21 protein-coding genes and 2 pseudogenes are annotated in these 23,396 nt (G+C 72.7%); 8 read left to right on the top strand and 15 right to left on the bottom strand.

Translation table 11 applies throughout. The features are described from left to right. Positions 1 to 52: 52 nt before the first annotated feature. Together ACFVX6_RS25995 and ACFVX6_RS25990 are read right to left on the bottom strand one after the other, a co-directional pair. Positions 53 to 2,782, bottom strand: a complete 2,730-nt coding sequence (locus tag ACFVX6_RS25995) for a DNRLRE domain-containing protein (protein ID WP_389695299.1) — start codon at positions 2,780 to 2,782, stop codon at positions 53 to 55. Positions 2,783 to 3,029: 247 nt separating this feature from the next. Beyond that, positions 3,030 to 3,194 (bottom strand): annotated as a pseudogene (locus tag ACFVX6_RS25990) (MarR family transcriptional regulator); the annotation flags it as partial. 375 nt (positions 3,195 to 3,569) lie between these two features. Here ACFVX6_RS25990 and ACFVX6_RS25985 point away from each other — a divergent pair. From ACFVX6_RS25985 to ACFVX6_RS25975, 3 genes are all read left to right on the top strand, one after another. Next, positions 3,570 to 3,872 (top strand): hypothetical protein, encoded by a 303-nt coding sequence (locus tag ACFVX6_RS25985; RefSeq protein WP_389695297.1) that lies wholly within the window; start codon positions 3,570 to 3,572, stop codon positions 3,870 to 3,872. 243 nt (positions 3,873 to 4,115) lie between these two features. Then, positions 4,116 to 4,574 (top strand): cyclic nucleotide-binding domain-containing protein, encoded by a 459-nt coding sequence (locus ACFVX6_RS25980; protein ID WP_389695295.1) that lies wholly within the window; start codon positions 4,116 to 4,118, stop codon positions 4,572 to 4,574. 184 nt (positions 4,575 to 4,758) lie between these two features. Continuing rightward, the gene (locus ACFVX6_RS25975) at positions 4,759 to 5,202 is read left to right on the top strand and encodes a subtilase-type protease inhibitor (RefSeq protein ID WP_389695293.1); all 444 of its coding nucleotides are present in this window, start codon (positions 4,759 to 4,761) and stop codon (positions 5,200 to 5,202) included. Between the two features lie 2 nt (positions 5,203 to 5,204). Here the strand turns inward: ACFVX6_RS25975 and ACFVX6_RS25970 are convergent, their stop codons facing one another. Together ACFVX6_RS25970 and ACFVX6_RS25965 are read right to left on the bottom strand one after the other, a co-directional pair. After that, positions 5,205 to 6,074 (bottom strand): GNAT family N-acetyltransferase, encoded by an 870-nt coding sequence (locus ACFVX6_RS25970; protein WP_389695291.1) that lies wholly within the window; start codon positions 6,072 to 6,074, stop codon positions 5,205 to 5,207. 42 nt (positions 6,075 to 6,116) lie between these two features. Further along, positions 6,117 to 6,995 (bottom strand): ATP-grasp domain-containing protein, encoded by an 879-nt coding sequence (locus tag ACFVX6_RS25965; RefSeq protein ID WP_389695289.1) that lies wholly within the window; start codon positions 6,993 to 6,995, stop codon positions 6,117 to 6,119. 143 nt (positions 6,996 to 7,138) lie between these two features. Here ACFVX6_RS25965 and ACFVX6_RS25960 point away from each other — a divergent pair, with 143 nt between their 5' ends. Both ACFVX6_RS25960 and ACFVX6_RS25955 read left to right on the top strand, forming a co-directional pair. After that, complete coding sequence (locus ACFVX6_RS25960) at positions 7,139 to 7,945, top strand: aminoglycoside N(3)-acetyltransferase (RefSeq protein WP_389695351.1); 807 nt, start codon at positions 7,139 to 7,141, stop codon at positions 7,943 to 7,945. Between the two features lie 47 nt (positions 7,946 to 7,992). Continuing rightward, positions 7,993 to 8,733, top strand: coding sequence for an NAD-dependent deacetylase (locus ACFVX6_RS25955; RefSeq protein ID WP_389695287.1), 741 nt, complete (start codon positions 7,993 to 7,995; stop codon positions 8,731 to 8,733). Between the two features lie 73 nt (positions 8,734 to 8,806). On the opposite strand, the gene ACFVX6_RS25950 is transcribed toward ACFVX6_RS25955, so the two are convergent. From ACFVX6_RS25950 to ACFVX6_RS25920, 7 genes are all read right to left on the bottom strand, one after another. Continuing rightward, positions 8,807 to 9,289 carry a VOC family protein gene (locus tag ACFVX6_RS25950; protein WP_389695285.1) on the bottom strand — a complete coding sequence of 161 codons (483 nt, stop codon included), beginning with the start codon at positions 9,287 to 9,289 and terminating at the stop codon, positions 8,807 to 8,809. A 124-nt stretch (positions 9,290 to 9,413) separates the two neighbouring features. Continuing rightward, on the bottom strand, positions 9,414 to 12,977 hold the full coding sequence (locus ACFVX6_RS25945) for a CDP-glycerol glycerophosphotransferase family protein (RefSeq protein ID WP_389695283.1): 3,564 nt from the start codon (positions 12,975 to 12,977) through the stop codon (positions 9,414 to 9,416). Positions 12,978 to 13,139: 162 nt separating this feature from the next. After that, on the bottom strand, positions 13,140 to 13,514 hold the full coding sequence (locus ACFVX6_RS25940) for a hypothetical protein (RefSeq protein WP_389695282.1): 375 nt from the start codon (positions 13,512 to 13,514) through the stop codon (positions 13,140 to 13,142). A gap of 71 nt (positions 13,515 to 13,585) precedes the next feature. Further along, complete coding sequence (locus ACFVX6_RS25935) at positions 13,586 to 14,038, bottom strand: roadblock/LC7 domain-containing protein (protein ID WP_389695280.1); 453 nt, start codon at positions 14,036 to 14,038, stop codon at positions 13,586 to 13,588. A 71-nt stretch (positions 14,039 to 14,109) separates the two neighbouring features. Continuing rightward, complete coding sequence (locus ACFVX6_RS25930) at positions 14,110 to 14,889, bottom strand: transcriptional regulator (protein WP_389695278.1); 780 nt, start codon at positions 14,887 to 14,889, stop codon at positions 14,110 to 14,112. Beyond that, positions 14,886 to 15,284: a hypothetical protein gene (locus tag ACFVX6_RS25925; protein WP_389695276.1), complete on the bottom strand. Its 399-nt coding sequence runs from the start codon at positions 15,282 to 15,284 to the stop codon at positions 14,886 to 14,888. Before ACFVX6_RS25925 ends, ACFVX6_RS25930 begins: the two co-directional genes overlap by 4 nt. Before the next feature lie 209 nt (positions 15,285 to 15,493). Beyond that, positions 15,494 to 15,781 (bottom strand): helix-turn-helix domain-containing protein, encoded by a 288-nt coding sequence (locus tag ACFVX6_RS25920; protein WP_389695274.1) that lies wholly within the window; start codon positions 15,779 to 15,781, stop codon positions 15,494 to 15,496. A 103-nt stretch (positions 15,782 to 15,884) separates the two neighbouring features. Between ACFVX6_RS25920 and ACFVX6_RS25915 the strand changes: the two genes are divergently transcribed. Beyond that, entirely contained in the window at positions 15,885 to 16,313 is a 429-nt protein-coding gene (locus tag ACFVX6_RS25915) for a LysR family transcriptional regulator (RefSeq protein ID WP_389695272.1), read from the top strand. Positions 16,314 to 16,358: 45 nt separating this feature from the next. Here ACFVX6_RS25915 and ACFVX6_RS25910 read toward each other — a convergent pair whose 3' ends face one another. Continuing rightward, the gene (locus ACFVX6_RS25910; protein WP_389695270.1) at positions 16,359 to 17,312 is read right to left on the bottom strand and encodes a DUF4304 domain-containing protein; all 954 of its coding nucleotides are present in this window, start codon (positions 17,310 to 17,312) and stop codon (positions 16,359 to 16,361) included. 138 nt (positions 17,313 to 17,450) lie between these two features. On the opposite strand from ACFVX6_RS25910, the gene ACFVX6_RS25905 reads away from it, so the two are divergent. Then, positions 17,451 to 18,770: a M48 family metalloprotease gene (locus ACFVX6_RS25905; RefSeq protein ID WP_389695268.1), complete on the top strand. Its 1,320-nt coding sequence runs from the start codon at positions 17,451 to 17,453 to the stop codon at positions 18,768 to 18,770. Positions 18,771 to 18,782: 12 nt separating this feature from the next. Here ACFVX6_RS25905 and ACFVX6_RS25900 read toward each other — a convergent pair whose 3' ends face one another. Together ACFVX6_RS25900 and ACFVX6_RS25895 are read right to left on the bottom strand one after the other, a co-directional pair. Continuing rightward, a complete protein-coding gene (locus tag ACFVX6_RS25900) occupies positions 18,783 to 19,427 on the bottom strand; it encodes a DUF6461 domain-containing protein (RefSeq protein ID WP_389695266.1) in 645 nt (214 codons plus the stop codon). A gap of 90 nt (positions 19,428 to 19,517) precedes the next feature. Beyond that, positions 19,518 to 20,090: a TetR/AcrR family transcriptional regulator gene (locus ACFVX6_RS25895; protein ID WP_389695264.1), complete on the bottom strand. Its 573-nt coding sequence runs from the start codon at positions 20,088 to 20,090 to the stop codon at positions 19,518 to 19,520. A gap of 143 nt (positions 20,091 to 20,233) precedes the next feature. Between ACFVX6_RS25895 and ACFVX6_RS25890 the strand changes: the two are divergent. Further along, a pseudogene (locus tag ACFVX6_RS25890) lies at positions 20,234 to 21,349 on the top strand (helix-turn-helix domain-containing protein); the annotation flags it as partial. Between the two features lie 22 nt (positions 21,350 to 21,371). Here ACFVX6_RS25890 and ACFVX6_RS25885 read toward each other — a convergent pair. Further along, on the bottom strand, positions 21,372 to 23,354 hold the full coding sequence (locus ACFVX6_RS25885; RefSeq protein WP_389695262.1) for an APC family permease: 1,983 nt from the start codon (positions 23,352 to 23,354) through the stop codon (positions 21,372 to 21,374). Positions 23,355 to 23,396 lie beyond the last annotated feature (42 nt).

The following is a 23,396-nucleotide window of genomic DNA, read 5'->3' as shown; positions in this document are numbered from 1 at the left end:
GGCGGCCGGGCGGAGTATCCGCACCGGCCGCCGCACGTAGGACCCGGTCCTGCTACGGCGCGCCGAAGGTGAGCGTCAGCTTCGGCGAGCCCTCGTTGGCCGCGGCCTCCGAGGACCACAGCCACAGCGCGTCCGTCCCGGCGCTGCTCAGCGCCATGCTGTACGCACTGCCGAGTGCCCCGGCGACGGTGGCCTTGTCGAGGCCGGTCGTCTGGACCGCCGAGCCCTCCGGGACGCCCGCGAAGCTGCCGAGCGCCGGAGCGCCGAGTGCCGGGCGGTTGGCGTACGTGGTCCCGGCCTCCGTCCAGGAGCCGGTGACCGGGAGCACGGACACCGTGTCCGTCGTACCGGCGCCGCTCATGGTGCTGGTCTTCACGCTCAGCGTGGCCGACTTGAGCACCGTGCCGGCCGGTGCGGCGGGCAGGTTGAACCGCAGGTAGCTCGCGTAGAACGAGGTTCCGCGTACCGCGAGCGAGCCGGACGTCCCGTAATTGGTGCTCGGGGCGCCTGCGTTGGCGTACGTGTCCTCCGCGGCCTGGACCTCGACGACCGAGTCGGCCGGAGCGGAGGCCAGGGTGTGGTGGTTCTGCACCTGGGCCGCGCTCAGGACCGTCGGGTAGACGGCGGTCTCGTCCAGTTGACCCGCCCAGTACTCGCTGACCGGACGGTCCGGCCAGCCGCCGAGGCTGTCGCCGCCCACGTGCCAGTAACCGGCGAAGTTCTCGTGCGCGGTGAAGCCCAGCGTGCCCTTCTGGGCGCCGTCCACGTACAGGGTCATGCCGCCCGGACCCTGGGTCGCGACGACGTGGTGCCACTGGTTGTCGTTGTACGCGGCGGCGGTCGTGACGGTGTGGGTCCCGCCGCTGTAGACGCCGTAGACGAGGCGGCCGTCATTGGTCATGTAGATGTGCTTGTCGTACTGACTGCTGCCGCGGGCCTGGTTGTTGCCGAACCCGATGAGCTTGCCGCCCGTGGTGGTGTTCGTCTTGAACCAGGTCTCGATGCTGTAGGTGGAGCCGACGTTCTGGCGGCGGTCTCCGTACACCTGGGTGTCCGTGCCGTTGAAGCCGATGGCCGTGCTCGCGCCCGAGACCGCACCCGGGGTCTGGCGCAGGGCGGGGGCGTTCAGGTGCACACCGCTCTGGTTGCCGTCCGAAGAGTCCGCGACGAAGGGCAGGGCCGACTCGTCGTAGCGCCAGAACAGCTGGGCGCCGTCCGTGCGGACCGCATTGGGGTACCCGTCGGCCGAGTTCGGCACCGTCACGCTCGCCGTCGCCGACAGGGCGCTGGCGTTGCCGGCCGCGTCGGTGGCGGTCACCCGGTAGGTGTAGGACTGCCCCGCGGTGACGGTGGTGTCGGTCCAGGAGGCCTGCGGGCGGCGGAAGAACAGCGAGTCCGCCGCGACCGTGGCGATCGGCGTGGCCGAACCGTTGCGGTAGACCTTGTACGTGAGCGTGCTGTCGTCCAGGTCGAGGCTGGTGCGCCAGCGCACCTGCACCTCACCGGGCTTGAAGCTCACGGCGCTCGCCACCGGAACGCTGGGCGCACCCGTGTCCCCGGTGGATGCGAAGCGCGTCAGGCTCTGCTGCGCCGCACCGTTGACGGTGGTGAACTCGCCGCCGACCCAGAGGTACTGGACTCCGCCCTTGGAACCGACCGCCATCACGCGCGGGCCGATGCCCTCGCCGATGCCGTCGTTGGTGTCGGGAGCCCAGCCCAGCTTGCCGGTCGCCGTGGTCGGCTGGGCGAGCAGGTGGTGGCGCTGGCCGTCCGGGAACTCGCCGATGCCGGAGCAGTCGTGCGCGTGCGAGGCGCTGTAGAGCACGTCCTGGTACGGGAGCACGGCCTGGGTCGCCCCGAGGCAGGTGTCGCGCCAGCGCTGGCCGAAGTCGCTGAGGTTCAGGGCGATCCGGCCGTCGAAGACTCCTCCGCCCGTTCCCTCGTTGCCGGTGTAGAAGCCGGTCGCGTCGGTGGCGATGTCCTTGACCACCGAGTTGGTCTCGATGAACCCGGGGTAGGCCTTGGTGACGGCGCCGCTCGTCGCGTCGACGACGGCGAGGGCGTGGCTGTTCGTACCGCCCACGGTGAAGAAGTCACCGCCCAGGACCACGTGCGAGCCGTCCGGGGTGACCTCGACGGCCCGGCCCGGCTCGTCGGCGTTCGCGGTGAACGGCTTCAGCGCGCCGTCGGCCGCGGACACGGCGGCGAACCGCTCGCGGGGCTGGCCCGCGACGGTGAGGAAGTCGCCGCCCGCGTACACGGTGTCGCCGGTGACGGCGAGGGCCCGGACGGTGGCCGCGAAGGCGGGCCGGAAGTCGGTCTTCACGGTGCAGGTCGCCACGTCGATGGCGGCGAGGCTGGAAACCGCGGTGCCGTTGACGGCGCCGAAGTAGCCGCCGGCGTACAGGGTCGCCTTGTCCGGCGAGAGGACGAGCGCGCGGACGGTGGCGGTGCCGGAGCCCACGGTGAAGGACAGCTTGCAGGAGGTCGGGGCGCCCGTCGCGGCGTCGAGCGTCGCGAAGTTCACGGCCTCCTGCTCGGTTCCGGCGGCGCCGTCCGGCGGGCGCACCGCCGAGAAGGTGCCGCCGACGAAGACCTGGTCGCCCGCCTCGGCGAGGGCCCAGACGACACCGTTGGCCTGCCAGGTGGGCAGTTCGTCGGCCGTGAAGGCCACCGGCGGAGTGATGGCCGCGGCCTCTTCGACGAGGCCGAGGCCCATGGCCGTGCAGGTGCCGGCCAGGGCCAGGGTGAGAGCGGCGGCCAGCCCTCTGGATCTACGCATGAACCCCCCAGTTCGGTGTGCGCGGCGCCGCGCTGTGCTGCGCGACGCGGTGCACGTCATTCGGAGTACGGAGTACGGAGTACGGGATGGTGACGGAGTGTGAAAAACGGAATGGCCGGAAACTATCGTACGGACGTTCACGGCCGTGACCACGGGCACCCTAGGGGGAATCCCGGCCCTGTTCACCGCACTTGACCCATCACATGCCAAATCGCACCGGTCCCGCTCACCCCGGGCCCGGACCTGCTCACCGATAGGGGTCGGCGACCTCGCGGAGGCGGGTGAGGGCGCTGCGGAGCAGTCGCGGGTCGGGCGTGCGGTGGACGTAGCCGGCCCGCTCCAGCTGGTCGACGAGGAAACCTGAGGTCTGCTTGGTGATCCGGGCCTGCTCGGCGAGACCCGTGAGCCGGGTTCCCGGCGCTCGTCGCCGCGGTCCGCGCCCGCGGCAGCTTCGACCGCGGCGCGGCGGGCCTGGTCCATGGGTTCCCGTTCACGCCCGGCGCCGGCCGGCCGGCTTCCGGCTCATCGCCACGGACTGCGACTGGACGGCCGGCACCGGTGACACGGCGGGCACCGGCACCGCACGCCGGGCCTGAGGCGGGCGGGTAGCCACGGGCGCCCGCCCCCGCCCCTCCGTCCGGATCATGGGATGCCGGGCCCGTTCTGGCGATTGCCGCCCCACCCGGGCCCGCTCCCCTCTACGGTGCCCTGGGGGGACGGCACAGGCACGGGCAGGAGCGCACGCCCGGGGACGTACGCGGGCGCGGGACCGGAGGGGCGGAGCGGGATGAGCGACGAAGAAGACACGCGGCTGGCGAGGATGACCCCCGAGATCTCCCGCCGCACCCTGACCCTGCTCCGCGGCCTGGCCGGGCTCGAACCACCGGAGCAGGTGCCCGAGGAGGCGATGAACACCGCCGACGAGGTCCTCGCGGAGTACGGGACCGACGGGCTCCGCGTGCTGGCGATGACCCTGGCGGCTTGGGCGACGGCGCAGATCGAGAACGTCTCCGAACTGAGCGGGCGCAGCCACGAGGCCGTCCTCGACGCCATGGAGCTGGCCTGCCTGGAGGCCGGCGCCGAGGAATGACCGCGGAGTAACCGTGGAGTAGCCGCGGAGTAACCGTGGAGTAACCGGGAAGCGCGGGGAAGGCCCCGGGGAGCAGCCGGGCAGGACCGCCGGGGCGAAGCCGGGCCGCGCTTCAGGCCCGCGACTGCAGCCCTCGGGGTTTGCGTCGCCGAAAATCGGACAATTCTCCGGAGGCGGACACCTCGGATTCGGCCCGGCGTCGGCGACACTGGGGGGAGCGGGGGGTCCCGATCGGAGGCCGTCGTGAGCACACCTTCCCCCATCCGGATCGCTGCCGTCCTGTCGACCGAGCACCGCGGACGGTTGATGTCCCACGCCCGTGAGGTCAATTTCCCGGAGGGTGCGCGGATCTTCGACGAGGGCACCCGGGCGGACTCCTTCTGGATCGTGCGCTCCGGCACGGTGACCCTGGAGATCCCGGCTCCGGGTCGCCGGCCCACCCCCATCGAGAGCCTGGGCCCGGGAGAACTGGTCGGTTGGTCGTGGCTGTTCCCGCCGTACGTGTGGCAGCTGGCCGCCGAAGCCATGACGCCGGTCCGCGCGTACGAGTTCGACGCCACGACCGTACGGATGCTCATGGACGCCGATCCGGCCTTCGGGTCCGCCCTCGGCCACTGGGTCGGTCGGGTCCTCGCGTTGCGGCTGCACCAGACCCGGACCCGCCTCATCGACACGTACGCCCCCCGGCTCGCCGCGAGCTGACCCGGGCGGTTCGGGCCGATTCCGCCGAACGCTCCCCCACAGGTCAGCCACCCGGGACCGCTGCGGTCTGCGGTCATGCGTGCGCGCTGCGTGACGAGAAGTAGAGGTGCGAACGGGCGTTCCGGTTCCGCATGGGCAAGACTCGCGTCCGTTATCCGACGCAACGACGCGAGGAGTGTTCGACATGCGATCCGTCACCAGGACCCTGGGACTGTCGTCCGCCGCCATGGGGCTCACCGCCCTCACCGCCCTGGCGGGCTCGGGCGCCGCCGGAGCCGCGCCCGCCGGCGGCGAAAGCCTGTACGCCCCGTCCGCGCTCGTCCTGAGCGTCACCGACGGCGAGGACTCGGTGAGCGGTACGGTGCTGCGCGCGGTCACCCTGGTCTGCGCGCCCCGGCCCGGCGGAACCCACCCGGACCCCGCGGCCGCCTGCGCCGAGTTACAGGTCCACGCCCCCGACCTGGACGCACTCGCCGAGCCGCGCCCCGACGCGGCGTGTACCCGGGAGTGGAGCCCGCTGACCGTCACCGCCGAAGGCGTGTGGCAGGGCCGCCGGATGAGCTACACCTACACGTACGCGAACCCGTGCGCGCTGTGGAACAGCACCGGCACGGTCTTCACCATCTGAGGTCAGCCCAGCTCCAGGCTCGTGACCCCGTAGATGCCGGTCAGGTCGAGGTCCGGCTCCTGGCCCGTGTACATCCGGGCGGTTTCGAACGTCGGGGTCAGACCCAGTCCGCCCAGCAGGGCGGCGGCTCGCGGATGGGCGTCCGGCACGTCCACGGCGACCGTGCCGTCGGGGGTCCGTTCCGCGAGCCGGAGCAGGAGGGCGGCGGCGACGGCCGGGTCGGCGGCGTAGAGCGGGCCGATCCGGGAGGCGCCGCTCCCCGGCCGGACCACTCCGAGCCCCTCGATCCGGCCGTCCCGGACGGCGGCGAGGGCGGTGCGGCCGGGAAGTGCGACCCAGGCGGCGAGGAAGGCATCGCGCGGCGCGGGGAAGAACCTCCGGTCGTACGCGGCGAGTTGCCCGAAGGGCAGGGTGGCCGCGTCCACGATCCGCACCCCGGGCGCCGTCTCCTCCGGGAGGTCCCCGGCCAGCCGCGGTACTCCCTCGTGGCGGACGTTGTTCCAAGCCGAGCGGAAGCCGGACTTGCGGTAGTTGTGCTGCTGCTCGACCACCCCGTCCAGCCCGACGAGCCGCCCGTCGAGCCGCTCCATGCCGGCCTTCCACAACCGGATCCCGTACCCCTGGCCGCGCACGTCGGGGCGGGCGATGTAGAAGCCGATGAAGCCGAATCCGGCGCCGTACCGGACGGCCGAGATACAGGCGACGGGCTCCCCGCGGAGCCTCCCGACGAGGAATCCGCCCGGATCGGCGACGGCGAACGCGAAGCGGTCGGAGTCCCCGGGGTTCCAGCCCTCCTCATCGGCCCAGTCCCGGAGCAGCGCCATGTCGGCGGCGCTCGCGCCGTTGATCTCGAGTCCAGCGAGTCCTGTCATGTCCGCTGTTGTACCAGATCCGCCCCTGCGGTCCGCGTGGGCTCAACCACCCGTCAGGAGGCGGACGAAGGCCCCGCGCTCGGCCTCCCGGTGCAGATCGCTCACCTGCCCGTCGCCCACCTCAACGACCCGCCAGACCCCGTCAGCGCGCAGCGCGAGGTCCGTGGTGACGAAGGCGCAGCCGAGCTCCGCGACGGCGGCGCGCACCGGTCCGAGGTCCGGCGCCGCGGCCTCGGCGTACGGGCTGTCGGGGTGGGCGGTGACCAGCCGGGGTTCGCCGTCGCGCCACCAGACCCGCACTTCGGTGGCCACGCCCTCGGCCGCCGTGAACGTTTCGAAGGCACGCAGCACCACCCCGCCGGTCAGGTCCTCGCCCTGGAGTTCCACGAACCGGTTCACCACGCGGTGGACGGCGGCCCGGTCCGCGAGGTCGGGGAGGTGGCAGGCCTCGGCCCACTCGTGTTTGCGGGACTTGACGTAGTCCTTGACGATGCCGGCACGGGACGGCAGGGCCGCGGCGGCGTCCGCGAGCCGGTCCGGCTCCGGTGTCCTCCCCGGGGGTGTCGCCAGCCAGCGGCTGGGCGGGGTCAGCCCGGCGAACGCCTCGTACCAGCCGGGGAGTTCGTGAGCCCGCCGGTACGCGTCCGGGGTGACGCGGAGTGCGCTGCCTCGCTCGCGCAGGGCGGCGTCGAGTTCGGCGTACCGGCCCGCCGGAATCATCCAGCCCCGGTACCAGAGCGCCCCCGCCCCGGTGGGCACCCCGGCCACGGCCCGGCCGGCGTCCCCGGCGAGCAGCGCGTCGTGGTCGATGAGCCCGACGCCGCCTCCAGTGGCGCGCACCGCGCGGGCCTCCTCGGCGAAGTGGGCGTCGGGGCGGCGCCCGTTCAGCGGATCGGAGCAGTACAGGACGGTGGTCTGCATGCCGTCACCCTACGGACGTCCGCGCGGAACCGGCCCCGGATTCACCGGCGTCCCACCGGAATGATGTGATCGCCACAGGAACCGGAATGCCGGGGTGCCGGAATCGGAGCCGGCCGGAGAACGGGAGGGCGTTCGTGCTCGGGATGGGTGAGCTGGTCGCGGGCTGGCGGGAGGCCGGCGTCGGCGAGGGCATGACGCTGATGGTGCACGCCTCGCTGTCCGCGCTCGGACGGGTGGACGGGGGCGCCGCGACGGTGGTGGCGAGCCTGCGCGAGGCCGTGGGTCCGGCCGGGACGGTGGCCGTTCCGGCCTTCACCTGGGAGGTGGCCGATCCCGACCCGGAGCACGTGGGCCTGCCGGACGCGGCCGTTGCGGAACGTCGGGCCGCGGTTCCGCTGTTCCACCCGGGAATGCCGGTCACGCGTGCGCTCGGCGCCGTACCGGAGGCCCTGCGGTCCCTGCCCGACAGCCTGCGCAGCGGGCACCCGCAGGCTTCGGTGGCCGCGGTGGGCGCCCACGCGGCCGAGGTCACGGCGGGGCAGTCGCTGGGCTTCGCACTGGGTCGCACCTCCCCGTTCGGCCGGCTGCACGACCTGGGCGCGCACATCCTGCTGATCGGGGTCGGCCACAACCGGAACTCGTTCCTGCATTACGTCGAGTCCCTCGCGCCCCGCCCCCGGTTGCGGGTGCGGCGCTTCCCGATGGAGGTGGCCGGCGAGCGGGTCTGGATCGAAACCCCGGACGTGGGCAACGACAACGACACCCACTTCCCCGTCGTGGGACCCGACTTCGAACGGCACGCGGGCATCCGCCCGTCGCGGGTCGGCGGCGCGGTGTGCCGTCTCCTGCCCGTCCCGGCCCTGGTCGACTTCGCGGTCCCCCGCCTTCAGGAGCTGCTGGACGCAGACGGGGGCGCGGACGCGGGCTCGGACGCGGACTATGCGCGCTAGCCGAAACCCCGTGGAGAACACCGCCCGGGCTGCCTAGAGTCGGCCCCATGGGAAAGCCGCTCGTCGCAGTGTTCAGTGGGGCCGGGATGTCCACCGATTCGGGGATTCCCGACTACCGGGGGCCGCAGGGGTTGTGGCGCCGCGAGCCCGACGCCGAGAAGCTCGTGACCTACGCCCCCTACATGGCCGATCCGGAGATCCGCCGCCGATCCTGGCTGATGCGCGCCGAGATCGGGGCCCTGGGGGCGCGGCCGAACGCCGCGCACCTCGCCGTCGCCGATCTGGAGCGTGCCGGGATCCCGCTGCGGGTGATCACGCAGAACGTGGACGGGCTGCACCAGCTCGCCGGGACCTCCGCGCGGAAGGTGTTCGAACTGCACGGCACGGCCCGGGCCGTGGTGTGCACGGCCTGTCGTGCCCGTACCGGTATGGACGAGGCGCTGGCCCGGGTCGCCGCCGGGGAGCCGGATCCGGCCTGCCTCGCGTGCGGCGGGATCCTGAAGGCGGCGACCGTGATGTTCGGGGAGCGGCTGGACCCCGAGGTGCTCGCCATGGCCGTCGCGGTCGCCAAGGGGTGCCAGGTCTTCGTGGCCGTGGGCTCGACGCTCCAGGTGCAGCCCGCGGCCTCGCTGGCCGGGATGGCCGCGGAGGAGGGGGCCCGCCTGATCATCGTGAACGCGGAGGAGACCCCGTACGACCCCCTCGCCGACGAGGTGATCCGCGAGCCCATCGGGACGGCTCTGCCCGCCCTGCTGGCGCGGATCGCCTCGGACGGCGCGCTCCTCTGACCCGGCCGGGGCCCGCGCGTCGGGCCCCGGCAACCCACGCCCGCGCCGGCCCCGGTCCCGGCCCCGGTCCGTATCAGCCCGCGTCGGCCGCCCGCCGCATCTGGGCCACGTCGAGCTTCTTCATCTTCATCATCGCGGCCGTCGCCCGCGCGGCCCGCCCCGGGTCGGGGTCGGAGATCAGCTCGATGGTCCCGGCCGGGATGACCTGCCAGGACAGCCCGAACTTGTCCTTGACCCAGCCGCAGGCGGATTCCGCACCGCCGTCGGCGGTCAGCGCCTCGTAGTAGTAGTCGGCCTCGGCATCGTCGGCGCAGTGGATCTGGAAGGAGACGGCCTCGGTGAAGGGGAACTGCGGGCCGCCGTTGAGCCCGACGAACCTCTGGCCGTTGATCTCGAATTCGACGACCATGACCTCGCCCGCCACGCCGCCGCTGTGCTCGGGACGAAGGCCCACGCGGCCGCGCTTGCCGTCCTTGAAGACCGACAGGTAGTAGTCGGCGGCGGGCTCCGCCGCACCGTCGAACCACAGGCACGTGGTGAAGGGGTTGCTCGCCATGACTGCCTCCAGAGTGTGCGGGGTGGGGGGAATCCGTCCCGCACATACAGACCGGCCCCGGCCCCGAAACTCATCGGTGGGGCCGGGACCGGTCCGTATCCAGTCTGGAATGCACTCCTGCGGGTTACATCTCGAGCATGCGATCGACGATCCGCCGGGCCGCCTGACCGTCGTCCAGGTCACAGAACTCTTTCCGGAACGCCGCACGCGCCTGCGCGTACTCCGCACCCACGGCGTCCACGTTCCGCACGGCCTCGATCAGGCTCGCCGAATCCCTGAGGAGCGGGCCCGGGGCCTTCTTCTCCAGGTCGAAGGTGAACCCGCGCAGCGTGTCCCGGTAGTGCTCCAGGTCGTACGCGAAGAGCAGGACCGGCCGGTCGGTGTGCGCGAAGTCGAAGATCGCGGAGGAGTAGTCCGAGATCAGCACGTCGGCGACGAGCAGCAGGTCGGTGGCGTCGGGCCAGCGCGACACGTCGACGACGAACCCGTCGCGGACGCCTTCGCGCACCTGCTCGGTGACCTTGTGGTGGCCGCGGATCAGCAGGACGTGGTCCTCGCCGAGCTCGCGGCGGGCCGCGTCCAGGTCGATCTGCAGGTCGAGCTTGTAGCCGGAGGTGACCGTCCAGCCCAGGCGGTTCTCCCGCCACGTGGGCATGTACAGGACGACCTTCTTGCCCTCCGGCAGGCCGAGCCGCCGGCGGACCTCCGCGATCCGTTCCGCGTCGGGCCGCACCAGCGCGTCCGTGCGCGGGCTGCCGGACTCGATGACCTCGCCGCCGTAGCCGAGCGCCCGCTTCAGGACCGGGGTGGCGTACGAGCCCGGGGAGGCGAGCAGCGACCACTGCGCGCTGTCGTGCTCCAGCGCGTCCAGCACCTCGGGGCTGGTGTAGTAGTCGTGCATGAAGTCGTGGCCGATCTGCTTCAGCGGCGTACCGTGCCACGTCTGCACGACGGTCTGGCCGGGACGCCGGCGGAAGGCGCGCGGCACGCTGTCGTTGACCACGTAGTACCGGGCCCGCGCGAGCACGTCCCAGGATTCGAGGCTGTCGTACTGGACCGCGCGGGCGGTCTCCGGGACCTCGGCCCGGCCGTCGCGCACCAGCCAGACGTGTTCCAGCTTCTCGCCGCGCCGCAGGAGTTCCTCGTGGATGGCGCGCGGCGAGTCTCCGGCGCCGTGCCCCTGGAAGGCGTCGTAGACCACGATGTCCTTGACCGGGAGGGCGCTCTGCGCCGGGTACGTCACGTCGCGCGCGATCCGCTGCGCGTAGCGCGAGCGGTCGTGCGGGCTGATCATCGGGTCGGCGATCAGGGCGACGCGGTCGTAGAGGCGGGATTCGACCCGTATCCGGCGGCCCCGGGCCGTGACGGCGTGGGGTCCCGCCTGCAGGGCGGTCGGGGCGAACTGCAGCGGGGCGCCGCGGTCGACGCCGAGCAGGCCGGCGGTGGCTCCGCCCCGGGAGACCGGGCGCAGCGTGGGCCACCAGCGGCCCTGCGGCAGCGGGGTGCGGCCGGCCCGGCTCTCGGGGAGCACCGGCTCGAAGGAGGCTTCGAAGGTGTCGCCGTCGCGGGTGACGGGGTAGCTGAACTCCAGGCCGGTGGGGTCGTGCAGGACCAGCTCGTAGGGCTCGTCCAGGGGGGCGACGAACCGGCCCCGGAGCGTGAGCGCGCCGTCCTTGGCCTCGACGGTGTCGACCAGCGGTGGGGAGACCTGGACCGAGAGGGTCAGGTGTCCGGTGGTGCCGCGCTTGGCGAAGAGGGTCCGGCCGGGCTCCTCCCCGGGCAGCGCGAGGACCAGTCCGTTGAAGCCGGCGCGCTCGTCGTGCGCCAGCCGGTGCTCGGCGCCGTCGGCGCCGGTCACGGACAGGCTCCACGGCTCCGGGGTCCACTCGCCGGGCACGACGGGGGCGTCCGGGACGGCGGCCAGATCGGCCAGCGGCACGCGCGCGGTGAAGGGGATCCGGCCGCCGGCGACGGCGGGGGCGGTCTCCAGCGGGAAGGTGAGCACGGTTCGGGTGGAGACGTGCACGGCGCGCAGGGCGGCTCCGGCGCCGACCTCGGCGGCGAGCTCGCCGGTCACCTCGACGGCGTCGTCACCGGCCGGGCGGACGTCCAGGGCGCGGGCGCGGACGATCTCCACCTGGACGCTGAAGGTCCCGTTGGTGCTCGGGACGATCCGCACGTCCGGGGCGACCCAGTGCGCGGGCGGGTTCTGTCCGCTGTCGTGCTCGCCGCCCTTGAGCCGGGCCCGGTGCAGACCGCCGGCGCCGGTGACGGCCACGGAGGTGCTCCACACGCCTTCGTTCCACTTCCCGCCCGTCTGGAACGCGGTGGGGTCGATCACGGCCGTGAAGCCGGCCCAGTCGGCGTGGCGCAGGGCGAGGTGCGGGGAGTTCACGGTGGCCATCGGGGAGGCGACCGTACGGGTGGTGACGACGGTCCGGCGGCGCTTGCCGTTCTCGCGGAAGACCAGCATCTTGCGCGAGCCGAGGCGGCTCTCGGCGCCCAGGTGCCCGGGCAGGGCGTAGCCGCGCAGCAGCAGCTTGCCGTCGGCCCAGTGGGCCTGCTCGACGCGGCTGACGACGCGGCGTTCGCGCGGGCCGAGGGTGAGGACCTTGGCGGGGACCGGCGCCTTGAGGAACGGGTAGTCGGCCTGCGGGCGGGCCAGTCCCTTGACCGGCACGCTGTAGGTGAAGTCCCGCTGGTGCTGGACGAGGGCCACGAACTCCTCGATCCGGCCCTCCCCGGCGAGGTAGGCCTTGAGCCGGTCGGCGACCGTCAGGTCGGGCCACAGCCCGGGGCCGATCTCCCGGACGAGGCCGCCGGCCTCCTTGGCGAAGGCGGCACGGAACTCGGCGCCGGCCTCGGGAACGTACTTGTAGATGAGCGGGAGTTCCTCGCTCAGCACGTTGCGGTCGTAGTCGCGCAGGTAGCGGGTGTAGGCGGCGCCCTGCTTGCCCTGGAGTGCCTCGCGGACCAGGCGGACGGAGGTCACCCGGTCGATGACCGAGACCGGGTCGGTGGAGCGCTGGGTGATGGAGCGCTCGCCGGTTTCGCGGACGCGCCAGTGGTAGACGCACTCGCCGATGACGTCGACGCTCTTCGCGAAGTAGTGCGCGGGGATCGAGACGGGGGCGTCCTCGTAGAGGATGCCTTCCGGGTACTGGAAGGCGTGCTCGTCCCAGAAGCTGCGCCGGTACACCTTGTTCCACGCGGTGCGGTCGGTGACCAGCGCCGGGAACTTGGAGATGTGGGTCTTCAGCCGGGTCGCGGCGAAGGCGACGCGGTGGCCCCAGGACTGCTGCATGCCGACGGAGCGGAACCGCTTGACGTTGCCGGCCGCGAAGTCGGAGCCGGTCTCGTCGAGGGCGTCGATCATGCGCTGGTACGCGTACGGCGGCATGGTGTCGTCGCTGTCGACGAAGGCCAGGTACTCGCTGCCCGGGCTGACGTGGCGGGCGCCCACGTTGCGGGCGGCGCCGAGTCCCGCGTTCTTCTGGAGGACCAGCCGGAAGCGGTCGTCGCGGTCGACGAACGCCTGGGCGAGTGCCGCGCTGCCGTCGGTGGAACCGTCGTCGACGAGCACGACTTCGAAGTCGTCGAATGTCTGTGCTGCGATGGACTCCAGGCACTCGTCGAGGTAAAGCTCGACGTTGTAGACGGGGACGACGATACTCAGGCGCGGGGGCATGGGCGGCGAGTTCTCCAGCTTACTAACAATATTGATGATCAGCCGATTACAGCATCTTACTCTGTAACGAGATGATAAAATCCGGCCATCTCGGACATTGGTGAGAAGCCGCCGGGGCGGGCGGCCATGAGTTCTGCCGCCCGCCACCTCGCCGTCATCGGATCAGACTTCCAGCTCTGCCTCGATCTTCTTCAGCTGGTGCCGGGCCATCGCGAGGTTGGCCCGCGTCTTGTCGAGCGCCAGGTAGAGGAAGAGCCCCGCGGAGCCCCGGCCCTTCAGGAGCCGGATCAGGTGGTACTGGCTTCCGAGGGTGATGAGGATGTCCTCGATCTCGTCCTTCAAGCCGAGCATCTCCATCGTGCGGAGCTTGGCCCGCACCACGTCGGTGTTGCCCGCGGCTGCGACCGTGAGGTCGAGTTCCTTGCCGCCGCCGATGGTGCCGAGGGCCATGCCGCTGCTGCAGTCGACCAGGGCGACGCCGAGCACGCCGTCGATGCTGGTGGTGGCTTCCTTGAGCGATGTCTCCACGTTGGCCATGGGGGTTCCTCTTTCTTTTCGGTGTCCTGAGCGTTTTGTTCGGTCGGTACGGATGTACGTGGTCGAGGGGATCAGGCGCCCTGACCGGTGCCGGGGCCCGCGCCCGGGGCCGCCCCCGGAGCCGGGCCGCGGCGGCCGAGGCTGTGATCGATCAGCTCCGCTATGCGCAGGCTGGAACGGCGGGCCTCCAGGTGGAGCCGTCCGACGTTGACGCGCGGCTCCGCGATCAGGGTCAGCACGGCCGCATCGCCCGCCGCGTAGGTGGCGACGTAGCCGTCCTCTCCGCGCACGAGCAGCTCGCGGAACCCGCCCTGCCCGGTGCAGTCGCTGAGCCGCTGGGCCACCCCCAGGGCCGCGGCGGTCAGGGCCGCGACGGATTCCGCCTCGGTGGCGGCGCTGTCGTGGGCCAGGACCAGGCCGTCGACGCTCGCGGCGAGGGCCCCGCCCAGCTGCGGGACGCGGGCCCGCAGCCGCCGGAGCTCGGCGAGTATCTCGGCCTCGGCTTCGGCGGGCACCGTACTCATGTCGGACCTTCTCCTTTCGGACTGCCGCCGCTCGGAACGGTCGCCGCGCTGGGCGGCTCGCAGCGGGAGCCTCACAGGCTTGCCTCCAGTGCGTCGCGTAACCGGCGCAGCAACGCCACGTCCGGGGACTGCGCCTGCGTCATCCAGTCGGGCAGCGGCGTCTCCGCGGCGGCGGCGGGTGCCGGCGCGTGCGGGGTCTCGACCAGCCCGGCCGCCGCGAGGCGTCGTACGTCGAGCAGGGTGTGGAAGGCCGGCCGGCCCAGCACCCAGGCGAGGTCCGCCGGTGTCCGGACCCCGTCGGCACGGTCGAGCAGGATCCGCTGGCGGGCGGTGACGGTCTGCCCGGGGGCGGCGGCCCGCGGTACGACCGGGGAGGTGTCCAGCAGCGGGTAGGGCCAGACCGCGTCGAGCAGCTCCCGGCGGCGGCAGGTCTCCCGCTCGACGGCGGCGGCGGGTACGGAGCGGACGGAGCCGATCCAGTGGGTGGCCCCGCGCCGGAAGCGGGAGGGGCCGCTGCCCGGGGAGAGCGCGAAGAAGGCGGCGTCGAAGATCGCGGCGAGGTGGCATATCTCCAGTTCGCCGCCTGCGAGCCCGCCGCTGTCGACGAGGAAGCGGGCGACTTGGCGGCGGGCGCCGGCCTCGTTGACGGCTTCGGTCCAGCGCTCGGGGGTGAGGCCCCCGCCGGTGGTGAGCAGGACCTCGAGTCCGGGGGTGGCCGGGCTCTCCGCGTGCACCACGCGGCCGTCCTCCAAGAAGAGGGTGCCGCGCTCGCGGAACAGGGCGCCGGTCGCCCGCTCGGCGGCGAGCCGGGTGAGCAGCGGGGAGACGGCAACGGTGGCAACAGCGGTCATTTCAGCACCAGTTCCTCGGCCAGGGCCCGGAGTCTGTGCCGGGCGAGCGCGAGGTTTCCGTCGGTCCGGTCGAGCCACAGGTGCAGGAACACGCTGCTGTCGAAGCTGGTCTCGACGAAACGGAGCACGTGGTAGCCGGTCCGGGTGGTGACGATCAGGTCCTCCACGGGCGGCCCGGCGCTGTCCTGCGCCTCGGTTCCGCCCGGGGCGAAGGACTCGTACTCGGCAGCCGCCCGGGCCAGCTCGGCGGTCTCGGCCGCGGTGGTCTCGTGGTCCCCCACCGGTGATTCCCCGGCGGTGCCGAGGGCCAGGCCGCTGCTCCAGTCGACCAGTGAGGCCCCCCTGGCACCAGGCAGGGCCATGGCTTCGAGCAGGCATTCGTCGATCCCGGGCACGCGGACTCCCCTCCCGGCCGGACCGTGCGTGGTGCACGGTCGTACGGCGCGACAGAAGGGAACTTACTCAACTTCCACAGTACGGAAGGGCGTTCTGGCATTTTCCGCTGGAACATGCGCGATGGCACGTGACAGCTTGGCCGGAACCCCACCCCTTTTGATCATTCTTTTGGATCGCGCGCCCCGAACGCCCCCCGCGGACCCGCCCGTCACGAAGCGAGCGGCAGATCGTCCGAGAGCCGGAAGGCCCCGCCCTCGCGCTGTACGTAGCCCTCGTGGCTGAGGGTGCGCAGCAGGTGGTACACGGTGGGCAGCGGGATTCCGGTGAGCCGGGACAGGCGCTTGGCGGTCGCCCCGCCCTCCGCGTACATCGCTTCCACGAGCCGCAACGCCCGCTGCACGGAACCGATGAGGGTGGGTGCGGTGGTGGTGGCGCCGCCCCCGCCTGCGCTGCCTGTGCTGCCTGCGCGGTCCTTCTGGCTGTGTTCGGTGCCCATGAGTGGTCCCCCTGCTCCGGTACGAGGCCTGGCAAACCCATCAAAGTCGCTCATGGAGCTCAAAACCAGCGGACTCGCGTAAACCTGAGCATAAGATCAACTAATGCTCGACCCCCGGAAACTGAAGCTCCTGGTCGAGGTCGCGCGCACGGGCACCATCGCGGGTGCCGCCCTCCGCGCCGACGTCACCGCCTCCGCCGCTTCCCAACAGCTGTCCGCGCTCGAACGCCAGGCCGGTTGTTCGCTGCTGGAACGCTCCGGTCGGAGCGTACGCCTGACCGCCGCCGGGCACACCCTGGTATCCCACGCCACCCGAGTGCTCGCCGAGATCGAGGCCGCGGAGGAGGCTCTGCGCGATATCGCGGGGCTGCGCGACGGCCAGTTGCGGGTCGAAACTGATGCTCGCCGTGCCCCCGCACGCCAGGCCGCCGCTCGACGGGCCGGTCAGGCCCGGCGAGTTCGCCCGTACGGGGACCGCAGCCCGGCGACCGAGTCGATGATCCGGCACCTGGCACGGCAGCTCGGCGGCTGAGCCTCCCGGCCGGGCCGTCAGATGCGGGCCGTCCGCCGGGGCCGGTCAGATGCGGGCCGGTGTCCAGCCTTCGATGTGCCAGGGCGCGCCGACGGTCAGCGCGTGCGGGGCGCCGGAGACGGTGAGGCAGGCCTCGCGCGGGGTGCCCAGTTCGAAGCTGAGCCGCAGGGAGCCGTTGCCGGTGACCTCGGCCGTGTTGATCCGGCACAGGGCCAGTTCGCCGAGGAGCGCCAGCGGATGTCCGGGGAGCATGCTGCCCGGGCTGGCGGAGACCCGGACGTCGCCGTCGGCGGCGATGTCGACCCGGACCGAGCCGAAGAGCGGCTGCTCCAGCCGCCAGGGGGCGTCGATGACGATGCGGGCTTCCGCGTCGGTCAGCTCGTCGTGGACGGTGAGGAAGGGCGAGGCCCGGCGCCGCTCTCCCGTCTCCAGGACGAGGGTTCCCTCGAGGTCCACGGGCAGGGGGGCCTCTCCGCTCGTGACGGGGAACGGATCGCCGTCCACGCGCAAGCACACCGGATCCAGGCAGTCGGGCGCCGCATCCACCACGGGCCCCGGCAGCGGGGGCCGGTCGGTCACCTCGCCCCAGAGGGCGGGGACGGCGTGGCGCAGCACCGCGTCCGTGACCTCGTCCGCGACGCGGGCGGCGGTGCGCTCGTCGGTGATGCTCCACCAGTGGTCGTGCGGATGGCCGAGCAGGCGTCCGATCCTGGCGTGCCAGCCGACGGGGCCGATGCGGTTGGCGCTGAGCCGGGTCCCGAGGGCCGGTCGCAGCCGCCGCAGGGCCTCGTGTTCCTCGTACGGAACCGCGCGCAGGTTGACGGTGAACCTGCACTCGGCGGCCCCGGACGAAGCGCTCCGCTGGAAGCCGAGCAGCGCGTGGTCGGGTTCGGCGGCGCGGAGCCGGTACTCCAGCCCCGTGCCGGTGAAACCCGCGTCGCGCAGCGCTGGGGCGATCCGCTCGCGCAGCGTCTGGTGGAACAAGTCGGTCGCGTTCACCCTCGTAGTGTCACAAGACGCCCGCTCCCCGACCAAAACCGTCCATCCCCGGGCGGCCACGGAGGCCGGCCCGGTCCCCTCTATCCTGCGCGGACCGCGGATCACAGCAGGTCCGCGGCGGGGAGGGGATCAGCGGACATGGAAACCGTGAGGCAGAACGTCGGGGCGACGGACGCCCCGGGCGTGCGGCCGTGCCCGGAGTGCGGGACCGAGGTCACCTTGCACGCGTGGTACGTCACCTGGTGCGCAGCCTGCGACTGGAACGTGGACCCGGGCGCCCCGGATCCGGAGCGGGGCCGCCTCGCGAAGGTCCGGCGGCGCCTGGCTGCGCGTCACGGGGAGCAGTTGGCGGAGGAGATCGAGCGGGGCGGGAGCGGGGCCGGGCGGGGCGGGGCGGATCGGTCGACCGCCCTGGCCTTCGGGCTCGCCCTGCTGGTGCACGGGGTCACCGCGGGCCTGTTCCTGGCCGCGGCCGTGCTGATCATCGGCGGGTGGCACACCGGCATCCAGCCGGTGCTCGGCGTCCTGCTCCTCGTGGCCGTGGCCCTGCTGCTGCCCCGGCCGGGCCGGCTTCCGAAGGGGCCGCCGGTTCTGTTCCGGGCGGAAGCCCCCGGACTCTTCGGGCTGATCGACGAGGTGGGGGCCGCCGTCGGGACGACGGGGGTGGACGCGGTGGTCGTGGACGCCTCCGTCAACGCCGGGGTCCGCACCTACGGGTACCGAGGCCGGCGCGTGATGTTCCTGGGCCTCGGGCTGTGGGAGATCTTGACGCCGCAGGAGCGCGTGGCCCTGCTGGGACACGAGCTCGGGCACTTCGCGAACGGCGACGTCCGCTCCTCGTTCGTGGTGCACGGGGCCCTGCGGTCCCTGGTCGAATGGCACTCCGTCCTGAGCTCGGTGAAGCACGACAACATCATGGACTGGTTCGTGAACGCCCTGACGTTCCTGCCGCGCTGGGCGGTCTACGGGCTGATCCACCTGCTCGACGGCCTGAGCCTGCGGGCTTCGCAGCGTGCGGAGTACATGGCCGACGCCGGCGCGGCCCGTGCCGGTTCCAGCGGGGCGGCCGTCACGCTGTTCGACCGGCTGCTGGTCAGCGAAGGCGTCGAGGCACACCTGCGGCGCGAGTCGATGGCGGCGGCCCGGGCGGGCGGTGGGTCCGGGGGCCGCGAGGTGCGCGAGGCCGCCGAGCGGGAGCTGTGGGAACGGCTGGCCGCGCGGATCGGCTCCGTCCCCGAGAACGAGTACGAGCGGCTGCGCCGGGTCTCGGCCCGGCGCGGGCACAGCGTCGACGACACCCACCCGCCGACCCACCTGCGCCGGCGCTGCCTGGCCTCGGCCGACCCGCGGCCCGCCCTCGTCGTCTGCGACGGGCCCCGGGCGCAGGTGGTCGCGGCCGAACTGGCTCCGGCCCGCGCCCTGCTGGCCCGGCGGGTGATCCGGGACCACGCCGGCTGACGGGAAGCACCCCTACTGCGTGCAGGTCACGTAGGCCGGGAGCGGGGTCTCCTCGACGAGGCGGCGGGGAAGGGACAGCGCGAAGCGGTGTTCCAGTACGGCGAGGGTGAGGCGGTCGCGTTCCCCGTACGGTTCGTCCTCGGGGCGGGCGTAGCAGCCGTCCGGGGTGAGGATCTTGGCCTCGACCAGCTCGGGCAGGAGGAAGTCGGGCCGGTGGCCGCCGCGCCAGTGCTCCTCGCCGATGCCGAAGCAGCAGACCAGCTCGCCGTCCCGGGCGTACGCGAACTGCTTGGGCGGGTGATCGGGCTGCGGGTCGAGGTACACGGCCTCGGCCCCGGAGCGGGAGACCTCCGCGAGGCGCTGCGCCCCGGCGGGCACTCCGTGTTCCACGGCGAAGGACCAGCCGCCCCAGCTCCCGACCCGGGCCACCCCGTCGCCGTCCACCGTCTCGGTGACCATGCTCCACGCGTCGATGGCTCCGAGCGGCCCGGGGTGCAGGTCCGGCAGGGCGCCGAGCCGGGCGGCCAGTTCCTCGGGGCCGATGCCCCGGGCGAAGGTGAGGCTGACGTACCAGGCGCTCCAGTCCGCCAACCACTGGATGCCGCCGTCGCAGCCGCGGGCGCCGTCGGCCGCACCCTGCCCCGTGATGTCCGCCATTGCCACGGTTTCCTCCCGCGATCCCTGCGATCCCCGCGATGCGAGCCGGTGCCGCCGGTCCTGCCGGAACCGGCCCTACCGGCACGATAGTCAGTCGGCGGGACCTTCCGGGAGGAGGCGCTCGACCATGGTGTCGATGAGCCCCTCGACCCCTTGGGGGGACTGGGGGTCCAGCAGTCCGGGCACGGTCAGGTCGTCGACGATCAGCCCGAGCATGGCCAGGTAGATCAGGACCACGCCCTGCCGGTCCCCCGGCAGTCCCGCCTCCAGGTGCCAGGCGATGTTCGCCTCCAGTTCGGCGCCCTGGAACCCGGCCAGTGCCTCCTGGAGTTCGGGCCGTCTGGTGGCCTCCAGGCGCAGTTCCAGCATCGCGGTGTGGACGCTGCGCTCGCGGCGCATGCGCTCCAGGAGCCGGCGCAGCAGCACCTTCGTGTCGAACGGGCCCGTCAGGTCCGCCGGATCGGGGGTCAGCCGCTCGCGGGTGCGGTGCAGGATCTGCACGAGGAGCTGGGCGCGGTGGGCGAAGTAGTTGGAGGCGGTGCCGGTCGGCACCCCGGCCTCCGCGTCCACTGCGCGCAGGGTCAGCCCCCGTGAGCCTTCGCGGGCGAGGACTTCGATGGCGGCGTCGAGCAGCGCGGCGCGGCGCTCGGGGTTCTGGCGCATGGGTGGATCCCTGACCGTGTGGACGTGGCTGCCGGTATGACCGCCGCATATGCACTGCACGTGCAGTGCTTCGGACACGCTAGCGGACACCGCCTCGTCGCGGCCCTCCCCAGCGGCCCCCCGGACGTGCCACCCTGCCCGTCATGGAGCGGATCATCGGGGAGATACGCGAGGACCTGGACCGCCGGATCGCCGTGGCCGCCGAGCGGCTCGCCGACCGGTCACCGGCCGAGGACCCGGCCTGCGCCGTCTACGTTGCCCTGCTCGGCCGGGCCGCCCTGCGCGAGCGGGTCCACCAGCTGCTCCGCCAGACCGTCGACGGTCTGGTCCGTGCGGCCCGCGGGCTGCCGCCCGAGCTCGGCGAGGCCCGCGCCGACGGCGAGCTCCGCGCCCGGCAGGGGCTGCCGCTCGACTCCCTGCTGCGCCTCCACCGGCTCTGCGGCAGGCTGCTGTGGCAGGTCCTGACCGAGGCCGTCGCCGCCCACGACCGGGCGGCGCTGCCCCGGCTGCTGCCCGGGGCGCCCGCGCTGTGGGACGTGGTCGACCGGATGGCGGACGCGGCGGCCGAGTCCTACCGTCGGACCGAGGCCGTGCGCGGCGACCGCGAGCGGGAGCTGCGGGGCGCCCTCCTCGACGCCCTGTTCGACGACGGCGGTCCGGCGGGCCGGTCCGCCGAGTCGGCGCGGCGGCTCGGACTTCCGGAGCGCGGCCGGTTCGCCGTGGTGGTCCTCGATCCCGGGGACGGCGCGTGGGCGGCCCCGGCCGGCGCCCCGCGCGTGCTGTGGCGGATCCGCGCCGACGGGGAGACCGGCCTCGTGGAGCTGGGCGGGCTGCCGCTGACCTCCGTGACCGATCTGCTGGCGCCCCTCGGCTTACGGGCCGGGGTGAGCCCGGTGGTGGAGACGCCGGGCGAGCTGGCCGCGGCCCGCCGGCTGGCCGTCCTCGCGCTCCGCGCGGCGCCGGGGGCGGACGGTCCGCACACCGCCCTGCTGGACGAGCGGCTTCCGGCGGCACTGGTCGCGGCCGAGCCCGAACTCGCGGGCCGGCTGCGTCAGGTGGTGCTGGGTCCGGTCCTGGCGCTGGCTCCGGAGGACCGCAGGGTGCTGCTGACCACCCTGGGCACCTGGCTGTCCTGCCGGGGCTCGACCACGTACGCCGCCCAGCGGCTGTACTGCCACCGCAACACCGTCTCGAACCGGCTGCGCCGCCTGGAGCAGCTGACCGGCCGCTCGCTGGCCGATCCCGCCCACGTCGTGGAGCTGGCGCTGGCCCACACGGCGGTCACCCAGCGCCCGGCCGGGTCCCCGCCTGTTCCTGCGGGTCCCCCGTCCCCGCAGCTCCCTCCTCCGACGGTTTCGCGGACTCCAGCAGGAACGGCACGTCGATCACCGCGACCCCGGGCGTGAACAGCAGGCGCGCCTTGAGGCGCAGCGCGTTCTGGTTGTGCAGGGGCTGTTCCCACCAGTGCCCGACCACGTACTCGGGGATGACCACGGAGAGCATGTCCGTGCCCTCGGCGGCCGCCTGTTCCTGCACGTAGGCCAGCACGGGCCCGACCACCTCGCGGTACGGGGAGTGCAGCACCTTGAGCGGGATGCCCGGGTCGTGGTCCGCCCAGGCCTCGCGCAGCCGGTTCGCATCGTCCTCGTCGGCGGCCACCGAGACGGCCGTCAGGGTGTCGGGGCGCAGCCCCATCGCGAAGCCGAGGGCCTTGAGGGTCGGCGCGTGGACGGCGGCGACGAGGACGACGACGTGGTGGCGGGCGGGCTTGCGGGGTTTGACCCCGGGGGCGACGGCGACTTCCCGGGCCACCGTGTCGTAGTGGCGGCGCACCCCCTTCATCCCGATGAAGAGCAGCGGCATGGCGATGACGACGAGCCAGGCCCCGTGGGTGAACTTGGTGATGAGGACGATGACCAGGACCACGGAGGTCATGACGGCGCCGACCGCGTTGATGGCGAGCCGGCGGTGGATGTGGATCCGTTCCTCCTTGCGGGTCTCCGGGGAGGCGAGCTCCTGCTTCCAGTGCTTGACCATGCCCGCCTGGGAGAGGGTGAAGGAGACGAAGACGCCGATGATGTAGAGCTGGATGAGGCGGGTCAGCTGGGCGTCGAAGGCGACGATCAGGCCGATGGCGGCGAGCGCCAGCAGGACGACGCCGTTGGAGTAGACGAGCCGGTCGCCGCGGTTGAAGAGCTGGCGCGGTACGTACCGGTCCTTGGCCAGGATCGAGGCGAGCATCGGGAAGCCGTTGAAGGCGGTGTTCGCGGCGAGGATCAGGACGCCGGCCGTGACGGCCTGGAGCAGGTAGAAGAGGACGTGCCAGTCGCCGAAGGTGGCTCTGCCGATCTGTGCGAGCGCGGTGGACATCGGGGTTCCGGGGGCAAGGCCCAGCTCGGTCGGCTCCGCCGCCACGTGCACCTCGTAGTTCATGGCGAGGTAGGTGATCCCGGCGAACATGGTGACGGCGAGTGCGCCCATCGCGGCGAGGGTGCTCGCCGCGTTCTTGCTCTTCGGCTTCTGGAAGGCGGGGACGCCGTTGCTGATGGCCTCGACGCCCGTGAGCGCGGTACAGCCGGAGGCGAAGGCCCGCAGCGCGAGGAGCACCACCGCGAGGCCGGCGTAGTTGCCCTCGGCGGTGATCGGCAGCTCCGCGGATTCGGCGCGGATCGTGTCGCCGGTCGCGAGCCGGTAGGCGGCCACCGCGAACATCAGGTAGATGACAAGGACGAAGCCGTAGGTGGGGACGGCGAAGACGCGGCCCGATTCCCGTACCCCGCGCAGGTTCATGAGGGTCAGCAGCACCACGAAAGCCACCGACAGGGGGACTTCGTGGTCGGAGAGGGAGGGGATCGCCGAGGTGATGGCGGAGACCCCGGAGACCACGGAGACGGCGACCGTCATGACGTAGTCGACGAGCAGGGCGCTCGCAGCGGTGAGGGCGGCGGTCTGGCCGAGGTTCTTGGAGCTGACGATGTAGGCGCCGCCGCCGCCCGGGTAGGCGTAGCAGGTCTGCCGGTAGGAGGCGACGACGACCACGAGCAGGAACACGATGGCGGCGGCCGCGTACCAGGCGAGGTGGAGCAGCGCGACCCCGCCGAGGGCGAGGATCAGCAGGATCTCCTCGGTGGCGTAGGCCACGGAGGAGAGCGGGTCGCTGCAGAAGATCGGGAGCGCGAGCCGTTTGGGCAGCAGGGTCTCGCCCAGACGCGCGGTGTCGAGCGGTTCGCCGACCAGCACACGTTTCGCATTGATACGCCTCATTCAGGCATGATCAGCCAAAACCGTGGCGATTTGTCCCATATA

Origin of the sequence: Streptomyces sp. NPDC058289, from assembly GCF_042880975.1 — a bacterium.
Classification (GTDB): Bacteria; Actinomycetota; Actinomycetes; order Streptomycetales; family Streptomycetaceae; genus Streptomyces; species Streptomyces stoeckheimensis.
The sequence above is the reverse complement of the archived record's forward strand: the minus strand, read 5'-3'. Positions and strand labels throughout refer to the sequence as shown.

Excerpts from the sequence above, each read along its gene's own strand:
- ACFVX6_RS25895 (WP_389695264.1), bottom strand. The coding sequence starts at position 20,090 with ATGCGCCAGAACCCCGAGCGCCGCGCCGCGCTGCTCGACGCCGCCATC.
- ACFVX6_RS25965 (WP_389695289.1), bottom strand. The coding sequence starts at position 6,995 with ATGCAGACCACCGTCCTGTACTGCTCCGATCCGCTGAACGGGCGCCGC.
- ACFVX6_RS25970 (WP_389695291.1), bottom strand. The coding sequence starts at position 6,074 with ATGACAGGACTCGCTGGACTCGAGATCAACGGCGCGAGCGCCGCCGAC.
- ACFVX6_RS25950 (WP_389695285.1), bottom strand. The coding sequence starts at position 9,289 with ATGGCGAGCAACCCCTTCACCACGTGCCTGTGGTTCGACGGTGCGGCG.
- ACFVX6_RS25985 (WP_389695297.1), top strand. The coding sequence starts at position 3,570 with ATGAGCGACGAAGAAGACACGCGGCTGGCGAGGATGACCCCCGAGATC.
- ACFVX6_RS25900 (WP_389695266.1), bottom strand. The coding sequence starts at position 19,427 with ATGGCGGACATCACGGGGCAGGGTGCGGCCGACGGCGCCCGCGGCTGC.
- ACFVX6_RS25960 (WP_389695351.1), top strand. The coding sequence starts at position 7,139 with ATGGGTGAGCTGGTCGCGGGCTGGCGGGAGGCCGGCGTCGGCGAGGGC.
- ACFVX6_RS25920 (WP_389695274.1), bottom strand. The coding sequence starts at position 15,781 with ATGGGCACCGAACACAGCCAGAAGGACCGCGCAGGCAGCACAGGCAGC.
- ACFVX6_RS25975 (WP_389695293.1), top strand. The coding sequence starts at position 4,759 with ATGCGATCCGTCACCAGGACCCTGGGACTGTCGTCCGCCGCCATGGGG.
- ACFVX6_RS25945 (WP_389695283.1), bottom strand. The coding sequence starts at position 12,977 with ATGCCCCCGCGCCTGAGTATCGTCGTCCCCGTCTACAACGTCGAGCTT.
- ACFVX6_RS25915 (WP_389695272.1), top strand. The coding sequence starts at position 15,885 with ATGCTCGACCCCCGGAAACTGAAGCTCCTGGTCGAGGTCGCGCGCACG.
- ACFVX6_RS25935 (WP_389695280.1), bottom strand. The coding sequence starts at position 14,038 with ATGAGTACGGTGCCCGCCGAAGCCGAGGCCGAGATACTCGCCGAGCTC.
- ACFVX6_RS25905 (WP_389695268.1), top strand. The coding sequence starts at position 17,451 with ATGGAAACCGTGAGGCAGAACGTCGGGGCGACGGACGCCCCGGGCGTG.
- ACFVX6_RS25940 (WP_389695282.1), bottom strand. The coding sequence starts at position 13,514 with ATGGCCAACGTGGAGACATCGCTCAAGGAAGCCACCACCAGCATCGAC.
- ACFVX6_RS25995 (WP_389695299.1), bottom strand. The coding sequence starts at position 2,782 with ATGCGTAGATCCAGAGGGCTGGCCGCCGCTCTCACCCTGGCCCTGGCC.
- ACFVX6_RS25930 (WP_389695278.1), bottom strand. The coding sequence starts at position 14,889 with ATGACCGCTGTTGCCACCGTTGCCGTCTCCCCGCTGCTCACCCGGCTC.
- ACFVX6_RS25885 (WP_389695262.1), bottom strand. The coding sequence starts at position 23,354 with ATGAGGCGTATCAATGCGAAACGTGTGCTGGTCGGCGAACCGCTCGAC.
- ACFVX6_RS25955 (WP_389695287.1), top strand. The coding sequence starts at position 7,993 with ATGGGAAAGCCGCTCGTCGCAGTGTTCAGTGGGGCCGGGATGTCCACC.